Source organism: Halosolutus amylolyticus, from assembly GCF_023566055.1.
Taxonomy (GTDB): Archaea; Halobacteriota; Halobacteria; order Halobacteriales; family Natrialbaceae; genus Halosolutus; species Halosolutus amylolyticus.
This window is the reverse complement of record NZ_JALIQP010000004.1, coordinates 433,360-450,787: the sequence shown is the minus strand read 5'-3', so window position 1 is coordinate 450,787 and position 17,428 is coordinate 433,360. Positions and strand designations below refer to the sequence as shown.

The 17,428-nt window shown below is 65.2% G+C and carries 19 protein-coding genes and 1 pseudogene; 10 read left to right on the top strand and 10 right to left on the bottom strand.

Annotation, left to right across the window (positions count from 1 at the left end; all coding sequences use genetic code 11):
- Positions 1–48: 48 nt before the first annotated feature.
- On the bottom strand, positions 49–1,389 hold the full coding sequence (locus MUN73_RS17505; protein WP_250141798.1) for a hemolysin family protein: 1,341 nt from the start codon (positions 1,387–1,389) through the stop codon (positions 49–51).
- A gap of 310 nt (positions 1,390–1,699) precedes the next feature.
- Between MUN73_RS17505 and MUN73_RS17500 the strand changes: the two genes are divergently transcribed.
- Positions 1,700–2,461 (top strand): competence/damage-inducible protein A, encoded by a 762-nt coding sequence (locus MUN73_RS17500; protein ID WP_250141797.1) that lies wholly within the window; start codon positions 1,700–1,702, stop codon positions 2,459–2,461.
- A 28-nt stretch (positions 2,462–2,489) separates the two neighbouring features.
- On the opposite strand, the gene MUN73_RS17495 is transcribed toward MUN73_RS17500, so the two are convergent.
- From MUN73_RS17495 to MUN73_RS17485, 3 genes are all read right to left on the bottom strand, one after another.
- On the bottom strand, positions 2,490–3,134 hold the full coding sequence (locus MUN73_RS17495) for a metal-dependent hydrolase (RefSeq protein ID WP_250141796.1): 645 nt from the start codon (positions 3,132–3,134) through the stop codon (positions 2,490–2,492).
- Between the two features lie 71 nt (positions 3,135–3,205).
- Positions 3,206–3,478 (bottom strand): DUF7521 family protein, encoded by a 273-nt coding sequence (locus MUN73_RS17490; RefSeq protein ID WP_250141795.1) that lies wholly within the window; start codon positions 3,476–3,478, stop codon positions 3,206–3,208.
- 58 nt (positions 3,479–3,536) lie between these two features.
- Positions 3,537–3,887 (bottom strand): ArsR/SmtB family transcription factor, encoded by a 351-nt coding sequence (locus tag MUN73_RS17485; protein ID WP_250141794.1) that lies wholly within the window; start codon positions 3,885–3,887, stop codon positions 3,537–3,539.
- A gap of 239 nt (positions 3,888–4,126) precedes the next feature.
- Between MUN73_RS17485 and MUN73_RS17480 the strand changes: the two genes are divergently transcribed.
- Positions 4,127–4,327, top strand: coding sequence for a DUF7835 family putative zinc beta-ribbon protein (locus MUN73_RS17480; RefSeq protein WP_250141793.1), 201 nt, complete (start codon positions 4,127–4,129; stop codon positions 4,325–4,327).
- Between the two features lie 131 nt (positions 4,328–4,458).
- Here MUN73_RS17480 and MUN73_RS17475 read toward each other — a convergent pair.
- Positions 4,459–5,118: pseudogene (locus MUN73_RS17475) on the bottom strand (metal-dependent hydrolase).
- Between the two features lie 137 nt (positions 5,119–5,255).
- Here MUN73_RS17475 and MUN73_RS17470 point away from each other — a divergent pair.
- A complete protein-coding gene (locus tag MUN73_RS17470) occupies positions 5,256–5,966 on the top strand; it encodes a helix-turn-helix domain-containing protein (protein WP_250141792.1) in 711 nt (236 codons plus the stop codon).
- Positions 5,967–5,976: 10 nt separating this feature from the next.
- On the top strand, positions 5,977–6,168 hold the full coding sequence (locus tag MUN73_RS17465) for a hypothetical protein (protein ID WP_250141791.1): 192 nt from the start codon (positions 5,977–5,979) through the stop codon (positions 6,166–6,168).
- Between the two features lie 102 nt (positions 6,169–6,270).
- Here the strand turns inward: MUN73_RS17465 and gcvH are convergent, their stop codons facing one another.
- Positions 6,271–6,654, bottom strand: coding sequence for a glycine cleavage system protein GcvH (gene gcvH, locus MUN73_RS17460; protein WP_250141790.1), 384 nt, complete (start codon positions 6,652–6,654; stop codon positions 6,271–6,273).
- Positions 6,655–6,659: 5 nt separating this feature from the next.
- Positions 6,660–7,778, bottom strand: coding sequence for a glycine cleavage system aminomethyltransferase GcvT (gene gcvT, locus MUN73_RS17455; protein ID WP_250141789.1), 1,119 nt, complete (start codon positions 7,776–7,778; stop codon positions 6,660–6,662).
- Between the two features lie 318 nt (positions 7,779–8,096).
- Between gcvT and MUN73_RS17450 the strand changes: the two genes are divergently transcribed.
- Positions 8,097–9,347, top strand: a complete 1,251-nt coding sequence (locus MUN73_RS17450) for an RNA-guided endonuclease InsQ/TnpB family protein (RefSeq protein WP_250141788.1) — start codon at positions 8,097–8,099, stop codon at positions 9,345–9,347.
- A 12-nt stretch (positions 9,348–9,359) separates the two neighbouring features.
- Here the strand turns inward: MUN73_RS17450 and MUN73_RS17445 are convergent, their stop codons facing one another.
- Positions 9,360–10,952 carry a S8 family peptidase gene (locus tag MUN73_RS17445; RefSeq protein WP_250141787.1) on the bottom strand — a complete coding sequence of 531 codons (1,593 nt, stop codon included), beginning with the start codon at positions 10,950–10,952 and terminating at the stop codon, positions 9,360–9,362.
- Positions 10,953–11,357: 405 nt separating this feature from the next.
- Between MUN73_RS17445 and MUN73_RS17440 the strand changes: the two genes are divergently transcribed.
- The gene (locus MUN73_RS17440) at positions 11,358–11,816 is read left to right on the top strand and encodes an NYN domain-containing protein (RefSeq protein WP_250141786.1); all 459 of its coding nucleotides are present in this window, start codon (positions 11,358–11,360) and stop codon (positions 11,814–11,816) included.
- A gap of 10 nt (positions 11,817–11,826) precedes the next feature.
- Here MUN73_RS17440 and MUN73_RS17435 read toward each other — a convergent pair whose 3' ends face one another.
- Positions 11,827–13,440 carry a S8 family serine peptidase gene (locus MUN73_RS17435; protein WP_250141785.1) on the bottom strand — a complete coding sequence of 538 codons (1,614 nt, stop codon included), beginning with the start codon at positions 13,438–13,440 and terminating at the stop codon, positions 11,827–11,829.
- A gap of 351 nt (positions 13,441–13,791) precedes the next feature.
- Between MUN73_RS17435 and MUN73_RS17430 the strand changes: the two genes are divergently transcribed.
- The 4 genes from MUN73_RS17430 to MUN73_RS17415 all read left to right on the top strand — a co-directional run bounded on the left by MUN73_RS17430 (position 13,792) and on the right by MUN73_RS17415 (position 16,244).
- Positions 13,792–14,649, top strand: coding sequence for a TatD family hydrolase (locus MUN73_RS17430; RefSeq protein WP_250141784.1), 858 nt, complete (start codon positions 13,792–13,794; stop codon positions 14,647–14,649).
- Between the two features lie 98 nt (positions 14,650–14,747).
- Positions 14,748–15,326, top strand: a complete 579-nt coding sequence (locus tag MUN73_RS17425; RefSeq protein ID WP_250141783.1) for a DUF2150 family protein — start codon at positions 14,748–14,750, stop codon at positions 15,324–15,326.
- Positions 15,327–15,427: 101 nt separating this feature from the next.
- Entirely contained in the window at positions 15,428–15,799 is a 372-nt protein-coding gene (locus tag MUN73_RS17420) for a 30S ribosomal protein S8e (protein WP_250141782.1), read from the top strand.
- 118 nt (positions 15,800–15,917) lie between these two features.
- Positions 15,918–16,244, top strand: a complete 327-nt coding sequence (locus MUN73_RS17415) for a sodium:proton antiporter (RefSeq protein WP_250141781.1) — start codon at positions 15,918–15,920, stop codon at positions 16,242–16,244.
- 58 nt (positions 16,245–16,302) lie between these two features.
- On the opposite strand, the gene MUN73_RS17410 is transcribed toward MUN73_RS17415, so the two are convergent.
- On the bottom strand, positions 16,303–17,298 hold the full coding sequence (locus MUN73_RS17410; protein WP_250141780.1) for a phosphate uptake regulator PhoU: 996 nt from the start codon (positions 17,296–17,298) through the stop codon (positions 16,303–16,305).
- Positions 17,299–17,428 lie beyond the last annotated feature (130 nt).

Genomic DNA, 17,428 nt, shown 5'->3' with positions numbered 1-17,428 from the left:
AGACGATCGAACGCGATCGAGTGACCCGATCCGGTCCCGGAATCGATCTCACTCGGACGATCCTTCGGCTTCCGGGACGGCTTCGGCCACGATCACCCGCGAGACGCGCGTCCCTTCCACCGCTTCGACGGTCACCTCGTAGCCGTCGGCCTCGATCGCGTCGCCGACTTCGGGCGGACGACCGAGGCGGTGCAACACCAGCCCGCCGATCGTGTCGAACGCGTCGCTCTCGAATTCGGTTTCGAGGAGGTCGTTTACCGCCGCGAGCGTGACGCCGCCGTCCATGGCGTAGCGTCCGTCCGCGAGTTCGTCGATCGAGGGCACCATCGCCGCGGTGTCGAACTCGTCCTGGATCTCGCCGACGACCTCCTCGATGACGTCCTCGATGGTCAGGATGCCCTCGAAGGCACCCCACTCGTCGATCACGACCGCCAGCTGGACGTTCTGCGTGCGGAACTCGGTGAGGACCTCGTCGATCCGGCGGGTTTCGGGGACGATGATCACCTCTCGTGCGAGGTCGCGTGCAGTCGGATCGTCGGTTCGATCCGTGGCCTCGATGGCCTGAAGCACGTCTTTCGCGTGCACGAACCCGACGACGGGCTGATCGGCGTCCTCGTCGACGACGGGAAACCGGGTGTAGGTCCCGCTGGCGGCGACGCCGCGCAGTTCCGAGAGGGGCATTCCCGCGCGGACGGTCACGACGTCCGGCCGCGGGACCATCACCTCGCGGGCGATCGTCTCGCCCAGATCGAAGACCGCCTCGACCATCTCGACCTCGTTCATGTCGACGGCTCCCTGCTGGCCCGACCGGGAGACGATGCGCAGGATCTCTTCCTCGCTGTGGCTCTCGTCGCTCTCGGAGGCCGGCTCGACGCCGATGAGTCGCGTAAAGAAGTTCGCCGTCCCGTTGAACACGACGATGCCGGGGAGGAAGACGTAGTAGAAGAACTTCATCGGCGCGGCGACCAAGAGCGCGATCCGTTCGGCGTCGGCGATGGCGAGCGTCTTCGGCGCGAGTTCCCCGAAGACGACGTGCAGGAACGTGATGATGCCGAACCCGATCGCGATCGCGACCAGGTGGATCGATCCCGCCGGCAGCACCGATCCGAGGACGGGTTCGATGAGCGAGGCGATCGCCGGTTCGCCGGCCCACCCCAGCCCCAGCGACGCGATCGTGATGCCCAGTTGGGTGGTCGCGAGGTAGTCGTCCAGGTTCTCCTCGGCCTCCTGGAGGAGTTTCGCCGACCGCCGGCCCTCCTCGACGAGCGCGTCGATCTGGGTCGGCCGGATCCGGACGTACGCGAACTCCGCCGCGACGAAAAAGCCGTTCAGGAAGACCAGGAAGAACGCGAACGCGAGGCGACCCAGCGAGAACGCGAGGTCTACCATCGGCCTCCCCTCGCCGACGTCGATCGACCCGGCTGCGCCGGTACCGGGGCGGGCACACTCCGTCTTCGACGCTCGATTCGACTGATTCGTCCGGCCGATCCGGGCGACCGGCGGTCGCCGATCGGTGGACGAGATGCACTGGCAGTCCCATCGCCAGTAACCACGATCATACGGACACTTGGCACAGGGCTTACAAAACCGTGCCGCAAGCGCTCGCCCCAGTCTCGTCAGTAGCGAGTGACCTCGGTCCCCCGGAAGCGGTCCCCGTCGAACCCGGAGACGATAACTGCCCGCATACCGAAGGCCGCTCATGAACGTCGCGATCGTCACCGTTGGCGACGAGTTGCTGGCCGGAACGACGACGAATACGAACGCGTCGTGGCTGGCCGAGCGGATCACCGATCGCGGGAGTTCGGTCGAACGGATCCTGACGATCCCCGACGATCGGGCCCTCATCGCCGACTCCATCGACCGCTGGGCGGACGCGTTCGACGCCGTGATCGTCACCGGCGGGATCGGCGGAACCCCCGACGACGTGACGGTCGAGGCCGTCGCCGACGGTCTCGGGCGCGACCTCGTGGTCCACGAGGGGATCCGCGAGCGCCTCGTCGAGAAAGCGGCCGCGTTCCGCGAGGAGAACCCGGACCTGGTCGCGGAGTACGACCTGCAACTCGACGTCGACGCCGCGGCCTCGATCCCCGCGGGCGCGACGCCGATCGTGATCGACGAGGGCTGGGCGCCGGGCTGTATCGCCGGGAACGTCTACGCGTTCGCGGGTATCCCCGACGAGATGCGAGCCATGTTCGAGCAGGTGGCCGACGAGTTCCGTGGCGATGCGACCGCGGAAACGCTGTACACGCCGGCCCCCGAAGGAGCGCTTCACGACGCGCTCGAAGCGGTCACCGATCGGTTCGACGTCGCGGTCGGGAGCTATCCCCGGAGCGAGCACCGACCCGGCCGGATCCGCGTCTCGGGGACCGATCCCGGAACGGTCGCGGACGCGATCGGGTGGCTCCGTAAGCGCGTGGAGACGACGGACCCGCCGTCGGCGAGCGAAGACGACCGTCCCTGACCCGGTTCGATCCCGGCGGCGTCCTCGCTCACTCCGATCGTCGATCCTCGACGACCCGCACGAGAACCGTCAGCAATCCGGCGACGGTGAGCACGAACCGCTCACCGGTCGCGGCGATCGGAAAGACCCGCTCGACGCCCGTGGCGGGGTCGTCCCGCGTCGGATCGACCCCCGTCCGGTAGTGAGTGTTCTCGGTCGTGCCGCGGGCCGTCGACTCGGCGACGTCACCGGTCTCGAGTTCGACGAACGTCTGGACGACCCCGCGCTGGTCGGTCACGAGCAACTCCCCGGAGAGATCGTAGAAGCGATCGTGGAGCGGCCAGAAGAGGTTGACGCCGTTGAAGAAGGCGTCGAAGAGGACGTGTGCGAACAGCACCGCCGCGAGCGTGGCCCACGCGACGCGGTGACCGTAGTCGCCCCACCGATCGCGGAGGGCGGACTTCTCGCGGACTGTGGCGTCCCAGAGCACGACGGCGGCGGGAACGAGCACGATCCAGACGTTGTGCAACGCCGCGCGGTGCGTTCCGGGGACGACGATTCCGATCAGCGTATCCAGATCGAGGAGGGCGGTACACCCCATCACGATCAGGATCGCCCGGGTATCGAACTCGTCGCCGAGCAACGCGACCCCGATCACTCCCGCGAACGCGACGTGGACGACCGTCGATGGCATATCGGGTCGACTCGAACCGCGGGGGCTTCACTGTTCGGGCGCTCGCGTGCCCGTGTCGCCGGGCGGGCACGTCACCGGTACAGCGACAGGTAGAGCATCCCGAACCCGATGATGAACGGGATCGTCTCGACGATTCGGAACAGGACCGACAGCGACGGCACCTGGGAAACGATCGTGGTGAGTGCGACGCCCATACTGAGGAACGCGAAGCCGATGAACGCGGATTCCAGTCGCTTCGACTGGTTCTTCCGGTACGACTGGAAGCTGATGAGGGTCAGTCCCAGCGCGAGCGCGAAGACGACCATCTGCATCATCATCAGGACGGCCTCCGCGATCTCGTTCATGGCTCGATACCTCCCGGACACAGTAGGTCGTGGCTATCGTTGTGGCTCATCGTCGCTCCTAGGTTGCACCGAGTTCGTCCCAGAGCTGCGAAAACCGGTCCGGGAGGTTTTCTTCGCGGAAGATCCGCACGTCGTACTCGTCGTCTTCCAGCGAGATGACCGTGCTGTTGAAGTTGGACTGAAACTCCTTGTAGTGGTTCCCGTCGTCCGCGACGAGGGTCCGATGCTTGATGAGGTCGTAGTCTTCGAGGAGTTCGAGGCGTCGATAGATCGTCGGCTGTGAGAGGTCGAGTCGGTCCGCCAGTTCCTTCGCCGAACAGGGTTCGCGGCTGATCGAGGCGAGGACGGTCCTGGCGTGTTCGTCCCCGATCATGTCGAGAATGTCTTCGATGGAGGACTCGTCATCCATGTGCAGTTCCTATAGAGAGATGGAGCAAAAGACTTTCCCAGTTTTCGAACCGTCACTTCTCCCCGTAATGGTTCTCTCCTGATATGTTTTCGGTCGATCGAACGCGAACGGCCAGCGACGGGATCGACCGCTCCCGTTCCGGGGGGTATTCTCACGATGCGAAAATACCTATATATACCCCTTCTCCTCGTCCGAAGCCACTGGCAGTGCTATATGACGGACCGGTGTGATGGGCCGGTATGGCAACGACAGATGGTGTGTCAAACGGGATGACCGAACCGTGTGCCGTATGCGACACCGATACGCTACACGAGGTGTCGGTCCAGCTCGTGACCGAGGCAGGAGGCGGCGAGAACGCCCAGTATTCGCGCGAACCCTACCGCGTCCGGGAGTGCCAGCGCTGTGGCAACCGCGAGAGCCAGCGGATGAACAACGCCTGATACGGTCGGTTGTGATTCGTTCCCGGTGATCGCCCGACCGGGGCGGCGATCACCGGTAACACGTTACAACGATGCGTATGAGGGTCCCGCTTTTGTTCCTGGAACGACGGTTCTCCTGACGGCGAGAGCGGTCATTCGTTCTCGGACGTGCGACGCGTTTCTGCGATCCGAAAGAGTACCGTCCCGAGTCCCGCGACCGTGAGCACGAACAGTTCCCCCGTGTCCGCGATCGGGAACGTCCGTTCCGCGCCCGCGGCGGGCTCTCCGGGCGTCGGGTTGAACCCGGTCGAGTAGTACGTATCCCGGGTTGTGCCGCGGGCCGTCGACTCGGTGATCCGCCCGTTACCGTCGTCGAACTCGACGAACGTCTGTTCGATCCCGCGCTCGGTAGAGAGGATGATCTAGTCCGAGAGATCGTAGAACCGATCGTGGAGCGGCCAGAGGAGATTCGCGCCGTTGTAGAACGCGTCCAGCAGGACGTGTGCGAACAGCACCGTAACGAGGATGACCCAGAGGACGCGGGTGCCGTAGGCACCCCAGCGCGCGCGGACGACCGACGTCGAATGGAGATGTCCGTCCCAGTACAGCACCGCGGCGGGAACGAGCACGAGCCAGACGTTGTGAAAGAGCGCGCGGTGAGCGCCGGGAACGTAGATGCCGATCACGGTGTCGAGATCGATCGCCGCCGTCACGACCATCACGGCGAGGATCGCCTTCGTATCGAACCGCTCGCCGAGCAACGCGGTCCCGAGGAGACCGGCGAGGGCGACGTGGACGAGAACCGAGGGCATATGGAGTTCGTGTTCTGGTACCGATATTCAAGGTACTCCCGTCTCTCGGAGGGCGAGGGCGACACGAGAGGTCTGGCCCTGCTGTACTCCCGATCGATCTTCAGAAGCTACTTGACGCGACCACGCAACCGACGCACATGGGCGGACGCGGACCGAAACGAGAACTCGCAGAGAAGATTGCCGGGGAGATCACGCTGAGTACCGAGCCCGGTGCCACGTTACGCAAGTGGCGAACCGATTTCGGCGTCTCCCAGACCGACCTGGCGGCGGAGATCGACGTCTCCTCGTCGGTCATCTCCGACTACGAGAGCGGGCGCCGCGAGAGTCCCGGGATCGGCGTCGTGAGCCGACTCGTCTACGGCCTGCTCGCGATCGACGAACGCCGCGGGGGGGATCGCATTCGACAGTACGGCCGCGTACTGTCGGCCGGGTTCGAGAGCGACGTCGTCTACGACCTGCGGGAGTACGCGACGTCGATCCCACTGGCGCGGCTGTACGACGCGATCGACGCGACCGAGATCGCGAGCGGGGCCACCGATCGGATCAGCGGCCACACGGTCATCGACAGCATCCAGGCGATCACCCGGCTCTCCAGCGAGGAGTTCTTCCGGCTCTACGGCCAGAGTACGAACCGCGTACTCGTGTTTACGGGCGTCACGCGCGGCGAATCGCCGCTGGTCGCGTTGCGCGTGGTCAACCCGACACCGAACGCCGTCATCCTGCACGGGATCGACGAACCCGACCTGTGGGACCACGCCGCCGACCTGGCGCGGATCGACGGCTACTCGCTGGCCGTCACGACCGAACCGCTAGAGGAGTTGCTCGACCACCTCGTCTCCCTCGAGTGACCCCGCTGCCGTGACCGACCGCCGCCAACCGCTCGATCGGGCCGACCGACTGACGATTGCGGTCGCCATCGTCTTCCTCGCGACGCTCGCGATCGTCGCCGTCGTCGACGCGGCGATCGGCTGGCTCCTCTGGAGCGTCGCGATGATCGCTCTCGTCGGGACCGTGCTGATGCTGATCAACCGATCGTCGTCCGACGAGTGACCGAATGCGGACGGTCGATTCATACGGCTTACTGTACGTCAGTTCCAGCGCAACCGCGATCCGGGCGGCGGTTGCGCCGGTGCATCGGTACAGCAATCCGTATCAGGCGATCTGGTCCTCGTACTCGTCGGCGGACAGGAGGGCGTCGAGTTCGTCCGCGTCGTCGGCGTCGATCTCGAGCATCCAGCCCTCGCCGAACGGATCGTCGTTGACGAGTTCCGGCGCGTCGAACAGGGCCTCGTTGATCGCCACGACCTCGCCGCTGACCGGGGCGTAGAGATCCGACACCGCCTTGATCGACTCGATGACGCCGAACTCCTCGTCCTGGGTGACCGCGTCGCCCTCGTCGGGGAGTTCGACGAAGACGACGTCGCCGAGTTCGTCCTGTGCGAAGTCGGTGATGCCGACGCGGACGACGCCGTCGGTTTCTTCTGCCCACTCGTGCGATTCCTGGTACTGCCGGTCGTCGGGAATTTCGAAACTCATAGTCGTTATACCGTATCGATGAAGGGAAGGGGTTCAACTCTTGCTTTTTTCGACTGGCCGCGGACGACGACCTGCAACGTCGTGCCGGGATCGGCGTACTCGACCGGGACGTAGCCGAGGCCGATCGGTTTCTCGAGGCTCGGACTCATCGTCCCGCTGGTGACCGACCCGATGACGCGGCTCTCGGTGGTGGTGATGTCGTAGCCGTGCCGGGGGACGCCCCGATCGATCAGCTGGAAGCCGACCAACTTCTCGTCGACGCCCTCCTCGTCGACCGCCGCCAGGGCGTCGCGGCCGACGAACTCGGTATCGAGAGCGACCGTGAAGCCGATGCCGGCCTCGTAGGGGTTCCGGGGATCGTCCTCGTGGTCGAAATCCTGGCCCGCAAGCAGGAGGCCCGCCTCGATCCGGAGCGTGTCGCGGGCACCGAGCCCACAGGGCTGGCAGTCGAACAGCGACCAGATGCGCTCGGCTTCGGTCCAGGGGACGATCAGTTCGAACCCATCCTCGCCCGTGTAGCCGGTGCGCGCCGTCCAGCAGTCGACGCCGTCGATCGTCGCGTACTGGGCCTCGAACCGCGACAGGTCGGTGATCGACTCGTCGGTCGCCTCTTCGACCAGGTCGGGGGCCGACGGTCCCTGGACCGCGAACATCGCGTACTCGTCGGTCCGGTTGTCGACGGTCGCCTCGAGGTCGAAGTCGTTCCGGTAGCTGATCCAGCGTTCGTGGGTCGCCTCGTCGGTCCCCGCGTTGGGGACGAAGAGATACGTCGGGTCGCCGCTTCCGTCCGATCGATCGCCATCCCCGTCCGGGAGCCGATAGACCACGGTGTCGTCGATGATGACGCCGTCCTCGTTCGTGATGGTCGCGTACTGCGAGTCGCCGACGTCGAGTCGCGTGACGTCGTTCGACGTGAGCCGTTGCATCAGCGTCGTCGCGTCGGGGCCGGTGACGTGAATCTGGCCCATGTGGGAGACGTCGAACTTCCCCGTATCGGTGCGAACGGCCTCGTGTTCGGTACGAATCGAGTCGAATTCGACTGGCATGTCCCAGCCGCCGAACTCCGTGAACTTCGCCCCCCGGTCGTCGTGAATCCCACGCAACGGCGGCGTCTGAAGCGGCATATTCGGGTGGACACTCTCGGGATAGTAATGTCTTTTCGTCAGTCGGTCGAACGCGGCCGGTCGGGGATCGGTTCGAGCACGATCCGTTCGGCGGCCGTTCCGGGACCGGACGGTAGACGCACGCGCCGGCGATCGATCGCGAAAGAGAAGACGAGCGCGTGTCGCGACGGTTCCACGCGGGTCGACGCGGCAGTTCGGTCCCTCGATGCGTTTTACAGGCTGTCGAGGCGAATGCCACGGGGCTTGACCCCGTGGATGAAGCCGACACTCCGTGCCACCAACCATTAAGTACAACACACCGATAATCACGGTACAGCGATGTGGTACGACTACCGCTTCCGTGCCTATCCTGACCGAACAGGCGTGACTGCGGAAGTCGAACGCCACATCGACATCCACCGCCAAGCCTACAACCACACGCGATACGAATACCAAACCCTCGACACCAACGAGGACAACATCGGTTCGGCGTACCAACACCAGAAGCGACTCACCGAGTGGAAAACTGAGTGGCCCGTGTTCTCAGATGTCCACTCTAAGGCGTTGCAGAAGACCGTCGAACGCTTCTACGACAACCTCAGCAACCTCTCGGACAAGAAAGAGAAGGGATACAACGTCGGTGAACTTCGATGGAAGTCACCGCGAGAGTACCAGAGTATGACGTACTCGCAGTCTGGCTTCGAACTCAAAAACACGAGTGGTCGGACTGCTACGCTCTGGCTCTCCAAAATCGGTGATATCCCCGTTCGCTACCATCGCAACATCCCCGACAACGCCACCATCAAAGAAGTCACCTTGAAGAAGGAGACGACGGGTGAGTGGTACGTCACATTCGGTCTCGAAGTCGATGATAACGCGCTCCCTGAGAAAACCGACGTGGATGACTTGGATGCTGAGGATTGCGTTGGCATCGACCTCGGCATCACCAACTACATCTACACATCAGATGGCGACAGCGTGGACTGGCTCGACCTCACCGACGAATACGAACGACTGCGCCGCGAGCAACGCAGTCTCTCCCGCAAGGAACACGGTAGCAACAACTGGGAGAAACAACGACGCAAGGTTGCCAAAGTCAAGCGCAGAATCAAGCGGAAGGTCGAAGACTTCCAGCACAAACTCACGACGTGGCTCGTCAGGACGTATGACGCCGTGTTCGTGGAGGACTTGAACGTCGCGGGGATGCTTCAGTCCACGGGGAATGCGCGGAACAAGCAGGACGCCGCGTGGCGCGGGTTCATCGAGATGCTGGAGTACAAGGGCGACCTGTACGGGATTCACATCATCCAAGTGAACCCTGCGGGGACGACCAAGGAGTGCGCCGAGTGTGGTGTCGAGACGGAGAAGCCGCTGTGGGTGCGAGAACACAGTTGCCCAAGTTGTGGGTTCGAGGTGGACAGGGACGCAAATGCGTCGTACAACGTTCTTTCTCGCGGTCTTCAGGAGTTAGGTCTGGGACAGGCCGAAGTTACGCTCGTGGAGACTGCGACCGCTGTGGAAACCGACGGAGGGCGGTCTTCGTTGGTTCCTGCAAGTCGCGTCATCGAAACGGGAAGCCTCGGGGCTTGACCCCGAGGCGGTTCACTTGCCGAGTTCCTCGATCGTCACCGTGTAAGAGCCGCTGCCGCTGTAGGCGTCGACGAGGATGCCCAGTTCTTCGTCGCCCGAGAGGTCGACCTGGATCTCCTCCTGACTGTCGTAGGAGGTCGCCGACGCGTCGTAGTCCCAGGTGCTGGGAGTCCGACCGTCCAGCGTCAGGTAGAGGTCGAAGTCCGCACTCGACGGGCCGTCGAGCGTGACCGTCGCGGAGCATGGGTTCGCCGTGTCGAGCGTGTAGGTGTAGGCGTCGCTGCTGCCCCAATAGCCGCCGCTGAGGTAGCCCTCGACGGAGTCGGTGGCGACCTCGTCTCCGCACTCTCCGTCACCGGGGTCGTCCGGATCGTCGGGGTCGTCGGGATCGCCGCCGTCGACGATGTTGAGCGCGTCGACCCGACCGGCACCCTGTTGATCGTCCGAGAGCCCGACGTCGACGGCGCTGTTTTCGAGGCGTTGCCAGAGATCGGCGGGCGAGTCGTCGGGGTTGACGCCCTTGCCGAGGGCGGCGACGCCGGAGGCCACGGGACACGCCATCGACGTCCCCGAGAGCGATTCGTAGGTGCCACCCGGAACCGGCGCGAGCACGTCGACGCCCGGGGCGGCGACGTTGATCTCGGGGCCCCGGTTCGAGAAGCTCGCGAGGTTCTCGTTCTGGTCGATCGCCGAGACCGCCATACAGTTTTCGTACGCGGCCGGGTACGAGACGGCCCCGCCGTCGTTACCCGCGGCGGCGATCGGCAGGGAGCCGTTCTCGTAGGCGTAGTCGATCGCGTTGCGCATGGTGGTGTTGGCACCACCGCCACCCAGGGACATGTTGATGATGTCGGCCCCCTGGTCGGCCGCCCACTGGATCGCGTCGGCGATGTCCGAGAGGGACCCGCCGCCGTCCGAACCGAGAGCGCGCCCCGAGATGAGCCGACAGTTCGCGATACCCGCGGTCCCCTCGGCGTTGTCGGTCGTCGCGGCCGCACAGCCGGCGACGTGGGTGCCGTGGTTCTCGCTGTTGACGACGGGTGCGGGGTCCTCGTCGTTGTCGACGAAGTCGTAGCCCTCGTCGCCCTCGAACCGATCGGCGAGGTCGGGATGGGTGTAGTCGACTCCCTGGTCGACGACGGCGACGGTCACGTCCATCGACCCCAGGGTAGTATCCCAGGCGTCGTCTGCGCGGACCTGCTGGGGAGCGTACTGCTGGCCGAACTGCGGGTCGTTCGGTTCTAGCTGAGTGTAGTACGTGGCGTTGCGCTCGGCGTACTCGATACCGGGCTGGCGCTCGAGTCGGTCGATGGTCGAATCCATCGTACCGGCCCGATCGTCGGGCATCTCGACGGCCATGTAACCGAGTTCGTCGTTCTCGTGGACGACCGCGGCACCGTCGGGAACGTTCCGTTCGACGGTGGCCTGGGCGCTGGCGATACCGACGCCGTCGGCGGTACCGACGAGGATTTCGTCCTCCTTCGGACCGGGCGTTCGGCCGGGCGTCGCGGAAGCGACGCCACCCATTCCGAAGAAGGCGCCGAGGGCGCCTGCTGCTTTGAGTACGGATCGGCGATCGACGTGGACGTTATTTTCTTCCACCATGATCCATGATCACAGAAATGAACCCTACATTAAATTCTTGTTAAACATTCTAATAATCAATACTGTATTGACACGATGAGAAGGATCTGCGAAAAGAGTTTCCGATACTTCCGTTCTGGCTGGAAGGTCATGTCGTGCCAACACTCTCAGTATGAAATAAACATAACACAAGTTCTTTTCCCGAAATAATTACCATCCACGACAATGGCCGATCGTCAGCCGACTGCAGGCCCAGAGCGGAGTCTCCGACCCGGTCTCGGTCGCTCGATCGATCGTCTCACCGGGAGATCGTCGCGAGGCGGCGAGTGGAGATCAGGGTGATCGGAAAGACGGCGGTACGTCCCGCCAGTCGAGTGACGGCGGCGATCCGTCACACCTATTTCCGGCGGGGGGAAACGGGCGTGCATGTTCGACCGCGTTCGTGCCCGTTTCGCACCCGATGCCGAGGGATCGCTGACCGTCGGGTTGTTCGTCGACGGGCCGAACGTCTTCCGCGACGAGTTCGACGTCGACCTCGACGACCTCCGGACGGCGGCGCGGGACCTCGGCCGGGTCGGCGTCATTCGCCTCTACCTCGACGAGCACGCCACGCCCGGACTCATCCAGGCGGCCGAGGCCCGCGGCTTCGAGGTGGTCGTGACCAGCGGCGACGTCGACGTCAAACTCGCCGTCGACGCGACCGCGCTGGCGAGCGAGGGCACGTTCGATCGCCTCGCCATCGCCTCGCGTGACACCGATTTCAAACCCGTCCTCGAGTACGCGGGAACCGTCGGCGTCGAGACCGTCGCGATCGCACCGGGGTCGTACGGCCGATCGGACGCGCTCCGGAACGCGGCCGACGACGCGATCACCCTCGGAACCTGATCGATCGACGCTACCGGCCCGCTTCCCGGACCGTCAGCGTGTACGCACCGCTTCCGGACTCGGCGTGGACCTGAATGCCGAGTTCCTCGTCACCCTCGAGCGGGACGGTCACGGTCTCGCTGGCGCCGGCGTCGGCGCTTCCGTCGTCGTAGTCCCAGCGGGTCGGCGATCGCCCGTCGAGGGTCACGTACAGGTGGAAATCGGCGTCCGCCGGTCCCTCGAGCGTGAGCGTGACGGAACACGGATCCGCCGTGTGCGGGGAGTAGGTGTATCGATCGCTTTCGCCCCACCAGCCGCCGCTGAGTTCGCCGGCGGCGCTCGCGGTGACCGTTTCGTCGCCGCACTCGCCGCCCGATTCCTCGTCGTCGCTCTCGTCTCCCCCCTCGGAATACGGGTCGGTCGTCACCGCGGCACCGGCGTCCACGCGACCGTGGCCCTGCGCGTCGGCGTCGAGGCCGACGTCGACGGCGGTCTCCTGGAGGTGTTCCCGGAGGGCCTCGCCCGAGAGGTCGGGATGGGCCGATCGCGCCAGGCCGGCCACGCCGGAGACGACCGGCGCGGCCATCGAGGTGCCCGACATCCGCGCGTACTCGTTCCAGGGAACGGCCGAGACGAGCATCGTCCCCGGTGCCGCGAGGTCGATCCCGGGCCCCGTGTTCGAGAAGCCAGTAATTTCGTCGTCCGCGTCGACGGCCGAGACGCCGATCACGCTCTCGTACGCCGCCGGATACGCGACGCCGTCGGTCCCTCCGTTCCCGGCGGCCCCGACGAGCAGACAGCCCTGATCGCGCGCGTACTCGCACGCGTTCGCGAGAGTCGAGTAGTCGCCGCCTGTCCCGAGCGAGAGGTTGACGACGTCCGCGCCGGCGTCGGCGGCCCACGCGATCGCGTCGGCGATGTCGGACAGCGAGCCGCGACCGGACTCGTCGAGCGCCCGGACGGAGAGCAACGAGCAGTTGCTGATGCCCGCGTGGCCGGTGGCGTCGTCGGTTTCACCCGCGGCGATCGCCCCGACGTGAGTTCCGTGCCGTTCCTCGTCGCTCACCGGATAGGGATCGCTCCCGGATCCGACGACGTCCTCGCCGCGCCGATCGTCGATCGTTTCCGCGACCGCCGGGTGATCGTACTGGATTCCCTGGTCGACCACGGCGATCACGACGTCCTCGTCGCCGAGCGTGGTCTCCCAGGCGGTTTCGCAGTCGATCTGCTGGGGGGCGTGCTGGATGTCGTAGTGGGGGTCGTCCGGTTCGGCGATCGTCTCGATCGTCGCGTTCTCCTCGACGTACTCGACCTCGTCGACGCGGGAGACCGCTTCCACGAACCGCTCGCGGGCCCGATCGGGTGCGTCCGCGGGAACCGAGACGACGGCGTAGCGGATCCGCTCGTTACGCCGGACGATCTCGGCGTCGCTGGGGAGGGCAGAGCGGACCGCACTTCGAACGTCCGAGACCGACTCGGAGAAGCCGATTACGAGTTCGTCTTTCCGGGGCCCAGGATCGCGTCCGGGGGTCGCGCTCGCGAGTCCCGTCGAACCGAGCAACCCGCCGATCGAAAGCGACGTCAGGAGCGTTCGCCGATAGACCGTCGGAGTGGTGTCCCGATCGCTTGAGCCATCGTGTGGCATGGAGTGACTGTCACCACCACGTGATATTAGTAAACGTTTGTCGAACAGACTATCTGTTCATTACCACTATTTTTAATAACTACCCGTCAGTTGAAAACGATTTGTTGACTTAAAGCGTGAACTGGTGCATCCGGCCGTTGAAACGTCCTGCGAGGAGCGGTGAAACCGGACCTGCGTTTGACAACTGGACGACGGTCTCGGGATCGCGATCGGCGCGGCGACCTGACCTCGCGACACCTGCGAGTGACGCGACGGCGGAACGGATCGGGGGTGTCGTCAGCCCGGCGATCGCGCGCGATAGACGGTCGGAGAGTCGATGAATTTTCCCGCCTCGATCGCCGACACCGACGTATGATCGACGACGACACGCCGGTACTCGACAACCACCTCCACCTGGATCCGGACACCAATCGCGGCATCGACGCCGTCCGGGACTTCGCACGGGTTGGCGGCACCCACCTGCTCGTGGTAAACAAACCCTCCTGGCACCTCGGGGTCGAGGCCGACGCGGGCGAGGACTTCCGTCCCGTGTTCGAGCGGACGATCGAGATCGTCGACGCGGCCACGGCCGAACTCGACGGGCGCGCCTGGCCGGTGCTCGGAGTCCACCCCGGACTGATCTCGCGGCTCGTCGACGATCGGGGCTACGCGCCCGCCGAAGCCCGGGAGATCATGCAGGGCGGCCTCGACGTCGCCGCGGAGTACGTCGAGCGCGGCGACGCGCTGGCCCTGAAGTCCGGTCGGCCCCACTACGACGTCGACGAGGGCGTCTGGGACGCCTCGAACGCCGTCATGCGCCACGCGTTCGACCGGGCCGCGGACCTCGACTGCGCCGTCCAGCTCCACGCCGAGGCGAGCGAGGACATGACGGCGGTGACCGACTGGGCCGAGTCGGCGGGACTGCCGGCCCACCGGGTCGTCAAACACTACGCGGGCGGCCGACTCGAGGGGCCGATCCCGAGCGTCATGAGCGAGAAAGATCGCCTCGAGGTCGCCGCCGATCGCGGCGACCCGTTCCTCATGGAGACGGACTACATCGACGACCCCGATCGGCCGGGAGCCGTGCTGGGTCCCAAGACCGTCCCCCGCAGGGTCTCGTGGCTCCTCGAGAACGGCCACGACGAGGCCGTCCGGAACGCACACGTCGAAACGCCCGAACTGGTCTACGGGATCGACACGGAGGCCACGCTCGCGGACGCGGACCGATAACGGGAGATTACCGCCATCGACAGGTCTTCGAACCGAAAAGTCACGCGTACCGGCCGGTGTAGAGAAAGGCATTTCAAGCGGCCGGTGTAGGTGTCTGTATGAGCAATCCGCCGACCGAGTTCTACTCGGAGGAACGCTGGCAGAACTGGATCGATCGCATCAAAGACGAAGAGATCGATCCGGAAGACGAATCGTCGGCCCGACTGCTGCTCAATCTGCAGGACGACACGGCGATCGCGATCGCGAAGATCGTCGCCGCCTACGACGACGGCGAACTCGGTGAGGAGGAGGCCCTGGAGGAGATCAACGACGTCCGCGAGATCGTCCTCGGCGAGGTCGATATCGAGGACGAGGAGAAGTTGATCCTCGTCGACGGCGTCCAGACGAGTCTCGTCTGCGTCTTCTTCGCCGCCGAAGAGTACGTCGCCACCGGCCCCGCCGACGACGGGAGCGTCGGCGACTACCTCGGGGCCGCGGCGGACGCCGAAGCCGAGGAGGATCTAGACGCCGCGCTCGGCTACGCCGCACAGGCGGGGACCCTCATCATCGACGGCGAGGAACTCGACATGGGCGTCGCGGAGGACCTCGAGTACGGCCTCGTCACGGAGTGGATCAACGGGCTGGACAGTCTCCAGAGCGCGATGAGCGACCCCGAAGTCGTCGAAGAGGACGAGTAACGCGGCTCCGAACGGCGTCGGGTCGTTCGATCGCGCCCGATCGGTGCGTTCTCGCGGATCGACTCGTTGCATTCAAATAGCCGCCGCGACTGGTATCGGGTATGCAAGACCAGGGACGATCTACGCGCAAGCGCACCGGCGGCCGACTGAAGAACGTTCGCAAGCGCCGCAAGAACGAACTCGGACGGCTCCCGACCGAGACGCAGGTCGGCGAACCCCGCTTCCGGACCGTCGACGTCCGCGGGAACGACACCAAGACCCGCGCGCTGGCGACGGACGTCGCGAGCGTCAACAAGGGCGAGGAGACCGTCAGCGCCGACATCGAGGACGTCGTCGAGAACGAGGCGAACCCGAACTACGTTCGCCGGAACATCATCACGAAGGGTGCCGTCATCGAAACCTCGGAGGGCACCGCCCGCGTGACGTCCCGTCCCGGCCAGACCGGCCAGGTCAACGCCGTTCTGCTCGACTAGTCTGTCGACCCGTTTCGATTTCGGTCGGGTACCGTCTGTCACACAGCGTCGCGGCTCGATCCGGTTTCCGGACGGGAGCCACGACAGATTTTTGTCATCCTGCAAACGAGTACTGGGTATGTTGCCGGCGTTCGTCGGACTGCTATCGGTCGTTCTCCTCCTCGCAGGAGCGCTCTGTCTCGTCGAATACGCGCTCTACACGCCGGAACAGAAGGCGCGTGCGCCGTGGCTCTCGCGCCTGTATCTCGGAGCGATCGGCCTCGTCATCGCGCTGGCACTCGGGGGCCTTCTTGCGGCCGTCACCGGAACGCGAGTCCAGGGGACGATCTTCGGTCTCGTCGCCGTCGTCGGCGCCCTCCCCGCGCTCGTCCAGTACCGCCTCCACCGGGAATTGGGGCTCGAAAACGGCCCGCTGTACGACCGTCTCTCGGAGAACTGGATCTGAGCCGGAGGCCCCGGGCCGGACGACCCGAGTCGAGCGATCGGACGGGACGCGCAGCCGGTCAGGGACGGGGCGCCGCCTTCTGGAGCGCGGTTTCCGCGATGTTGCCACCGTAGTCGGCGCTCCGGGAGAGCGAGTCGACGATCAGTCCGAGCGACTGGGCCTGGACGGGGTCCAGGTCCCGGAGCATGTCGTCGATTCGTCGGGTGTGCTGGTCGATCTCGATCACCGCCTCGCGAGCGGCGTGTCCGAGTCGGTTCGCCTCCTCGGTTTCGTCGGCGACCAGCGCGTCCATCGACTTCTCGAGGATGTCGAAGGCGTCCTCGTGCAGGGCGACGAGCGCGTCGGCCACCTCGGGTGGAATCTCGTCGAGTTTCAGCGCGAGGTTGCTGATCTTGGCGGCGTGGTCCGCGACCCGTTCGAGCTGGCGGGCGCTGGAGTGGTAGTCGAAGCAGTCCTCGCGGGGGACGCCGAGTTCTTCGGCCGCACGCGGGGACCGAAGCGTCGCCCGGAAGATCCGGGAGACGACCAGCCAGAGCCGATCGACGTCGTCGTCGCGCTCGATGACGTCGTGGGCGATGTCGTCGTCGTTCTCGATGAGGGCGGTGACCGCGTCCTCGAGCATCGACTGGGCGATCAGGCGCATCCGGGAGACGGCGTTGACGATCGACAGCTCCGAGGAGTCGAGCAGGTCCTGGATGACGACGCTGTCGGTGGTCTCTTCCAGTACTTCGACGCCGACCAGTCCGTGCGTGGCGGTGCGAATGGCGCTTCGTTGATCGGTCGTAATCCGGCCTGCCTCGAGCCGGATGATGTCGAAGCCGCTGACGTACATCGTCATGACGGCCCGGGTGAGTCGCTCGCCCTCGAGGTCGGTGATGTCGAGCGTTCCCTCCTGGCGATCGGTCTCGCTCTTGGGCGTCAACAGCAGTGCGTCGTCCTCCGGGTAGAACTCGACGGTCGTCCCGGCACTGACGCCGTTTTCGGTCGCCCAGGTTTTCGGCAGTGAGACGGTGTAGGTCGATCCACCCGTCACCTGGACCTTGCGCGTCTCCATAGGAGGACCGTTCGGGAGTGTGCGTATAAATATGGTCGCATCTATAGACGGTTCGACGACCACAGCGACGCCCTGGATGGGATATTGCCCCGATGACGGAATCAGGATCGACGCTCCCGCGCAGACAACG

Coding starts and splice junctions, on each gene's coding strand:
- MUN73_RS17490 (WP_250141795.1), bottom strand. CDS start 3,478: ATGAACGAGATCGCGGAGGCCGTCCTGATGATGATGCAGATGGTCGTC.
- MUN73_RS17445 (WP_250141787.1), bottom strand. CDS start 10,952: ATGGTGGAAGAAAATAACGTCCACGTCGATCGCCGATCCGTACTCAAA.
- MUN73_RS17450 (WP_250141788.1), top strand. CDS start 8,097: ATGTGGTACGACTACCGCTTCCGTGCCTATCCTGACCGAACAGGCGTG.
- MUN73_RS17425 (WP_250141783.1), top strand. CDS start 14,748: ATGAGCAATCCGCCGACCGAGTTCTACTCGGAGGAACGCTGGCAGAAC.
- gcvT (WP_250141789.1), bottom strand. CDS start 7,778: ATGCCGCTTCAGACGCCGCCGTTGCGTGGGATTCACGACGACCGGGGG.
- MUN73_RS17470 (WP_250141792.1), top strand. CDS start 5,256: ATGGGCGGACGCGGACCGAAACGAGAACTCGCAGAGAAGATTGCCGGG.
- MUN73_RS17435 (WP_250141785.1), bottom strand. CDS start 13,440: ATGCCACACGATGGCTCAAGCGATCGGGACACCACTCCGACGGTCTAT.
- MUN73_RS17415 (WP_250141781.1), top strand. CDS start 15,918: ATGTTGCCGGCGTTCGTCGGACTGCTATCGGTCGTTCTCCTCCTCGCA.
- gcvH (WP_250141790.1), bottom strand. CDS start 6,654: ATGAGTTTCGAAATTCCCGACGACCGGCAGTACCAGGAATCGCACGAG.
- MUN73_RS17440 (WP_250141786.1), top strand. CDS start 11,358: ATGTTCGACCGCGTTCGTGCCCGTTTCGCACCCGATGCCGAGGGATCG.
- MUN73_RS17500 (WP_250141797.1), top strand. CDS start 1,700: ATGAACGTCGCGATCGTCACCGTTGGCGACGAGTTGCTGGCCGGAACG.
- MUN73_RS17430 (WP_250141784.1), top strand. CDS start 13,792: ATGATCGACGACGACACGCCGGTACTCGACAACCACCTCCACCTGGAT.
- MUN73_RS17485 (WP_250141794.1), bottom strand. CDS start 3,887: ATGGATGACGAGTCCTCCATCGAAGACATTCTCGACATGATCGGGGAC.
- MUN73_RS17495 (WP_250141796.1), bottom strand. CDS start 3,134: ATGCCATCGACGGTCGTCCACGTCGCGTTCGCGGGAGTGATCGGGGTC.
- MUN73_RS17420 (WP_250141782.1), top strand. CDS start 15,428: ATGCAAGACCAGGGACGATCTACGCGCAAGCGCACCGGCGGCCGACTG.
- MUN73_RS17410 (WP_250141780.1), bottom strand. CDS start 17,298: ATGGAGACGCGCAAGGTCCAGGTGACGGGTGGATCGACCTACACCGTC.
- MUN73_RS17480 (WP_250141793.1), top strand. CDS start 4,127: ATGGCAACGACAGATGGTGTGTCAAACGGGATGACCGAACCGTGTGCC.
- MUN73_RS17505 (WP_250141798.1), bottom strand. CDS start 1,389: ATGGTAGACCTCGCGTTCTCGCTGGGTCGCCTCGCGTTCGCGTTCTTC.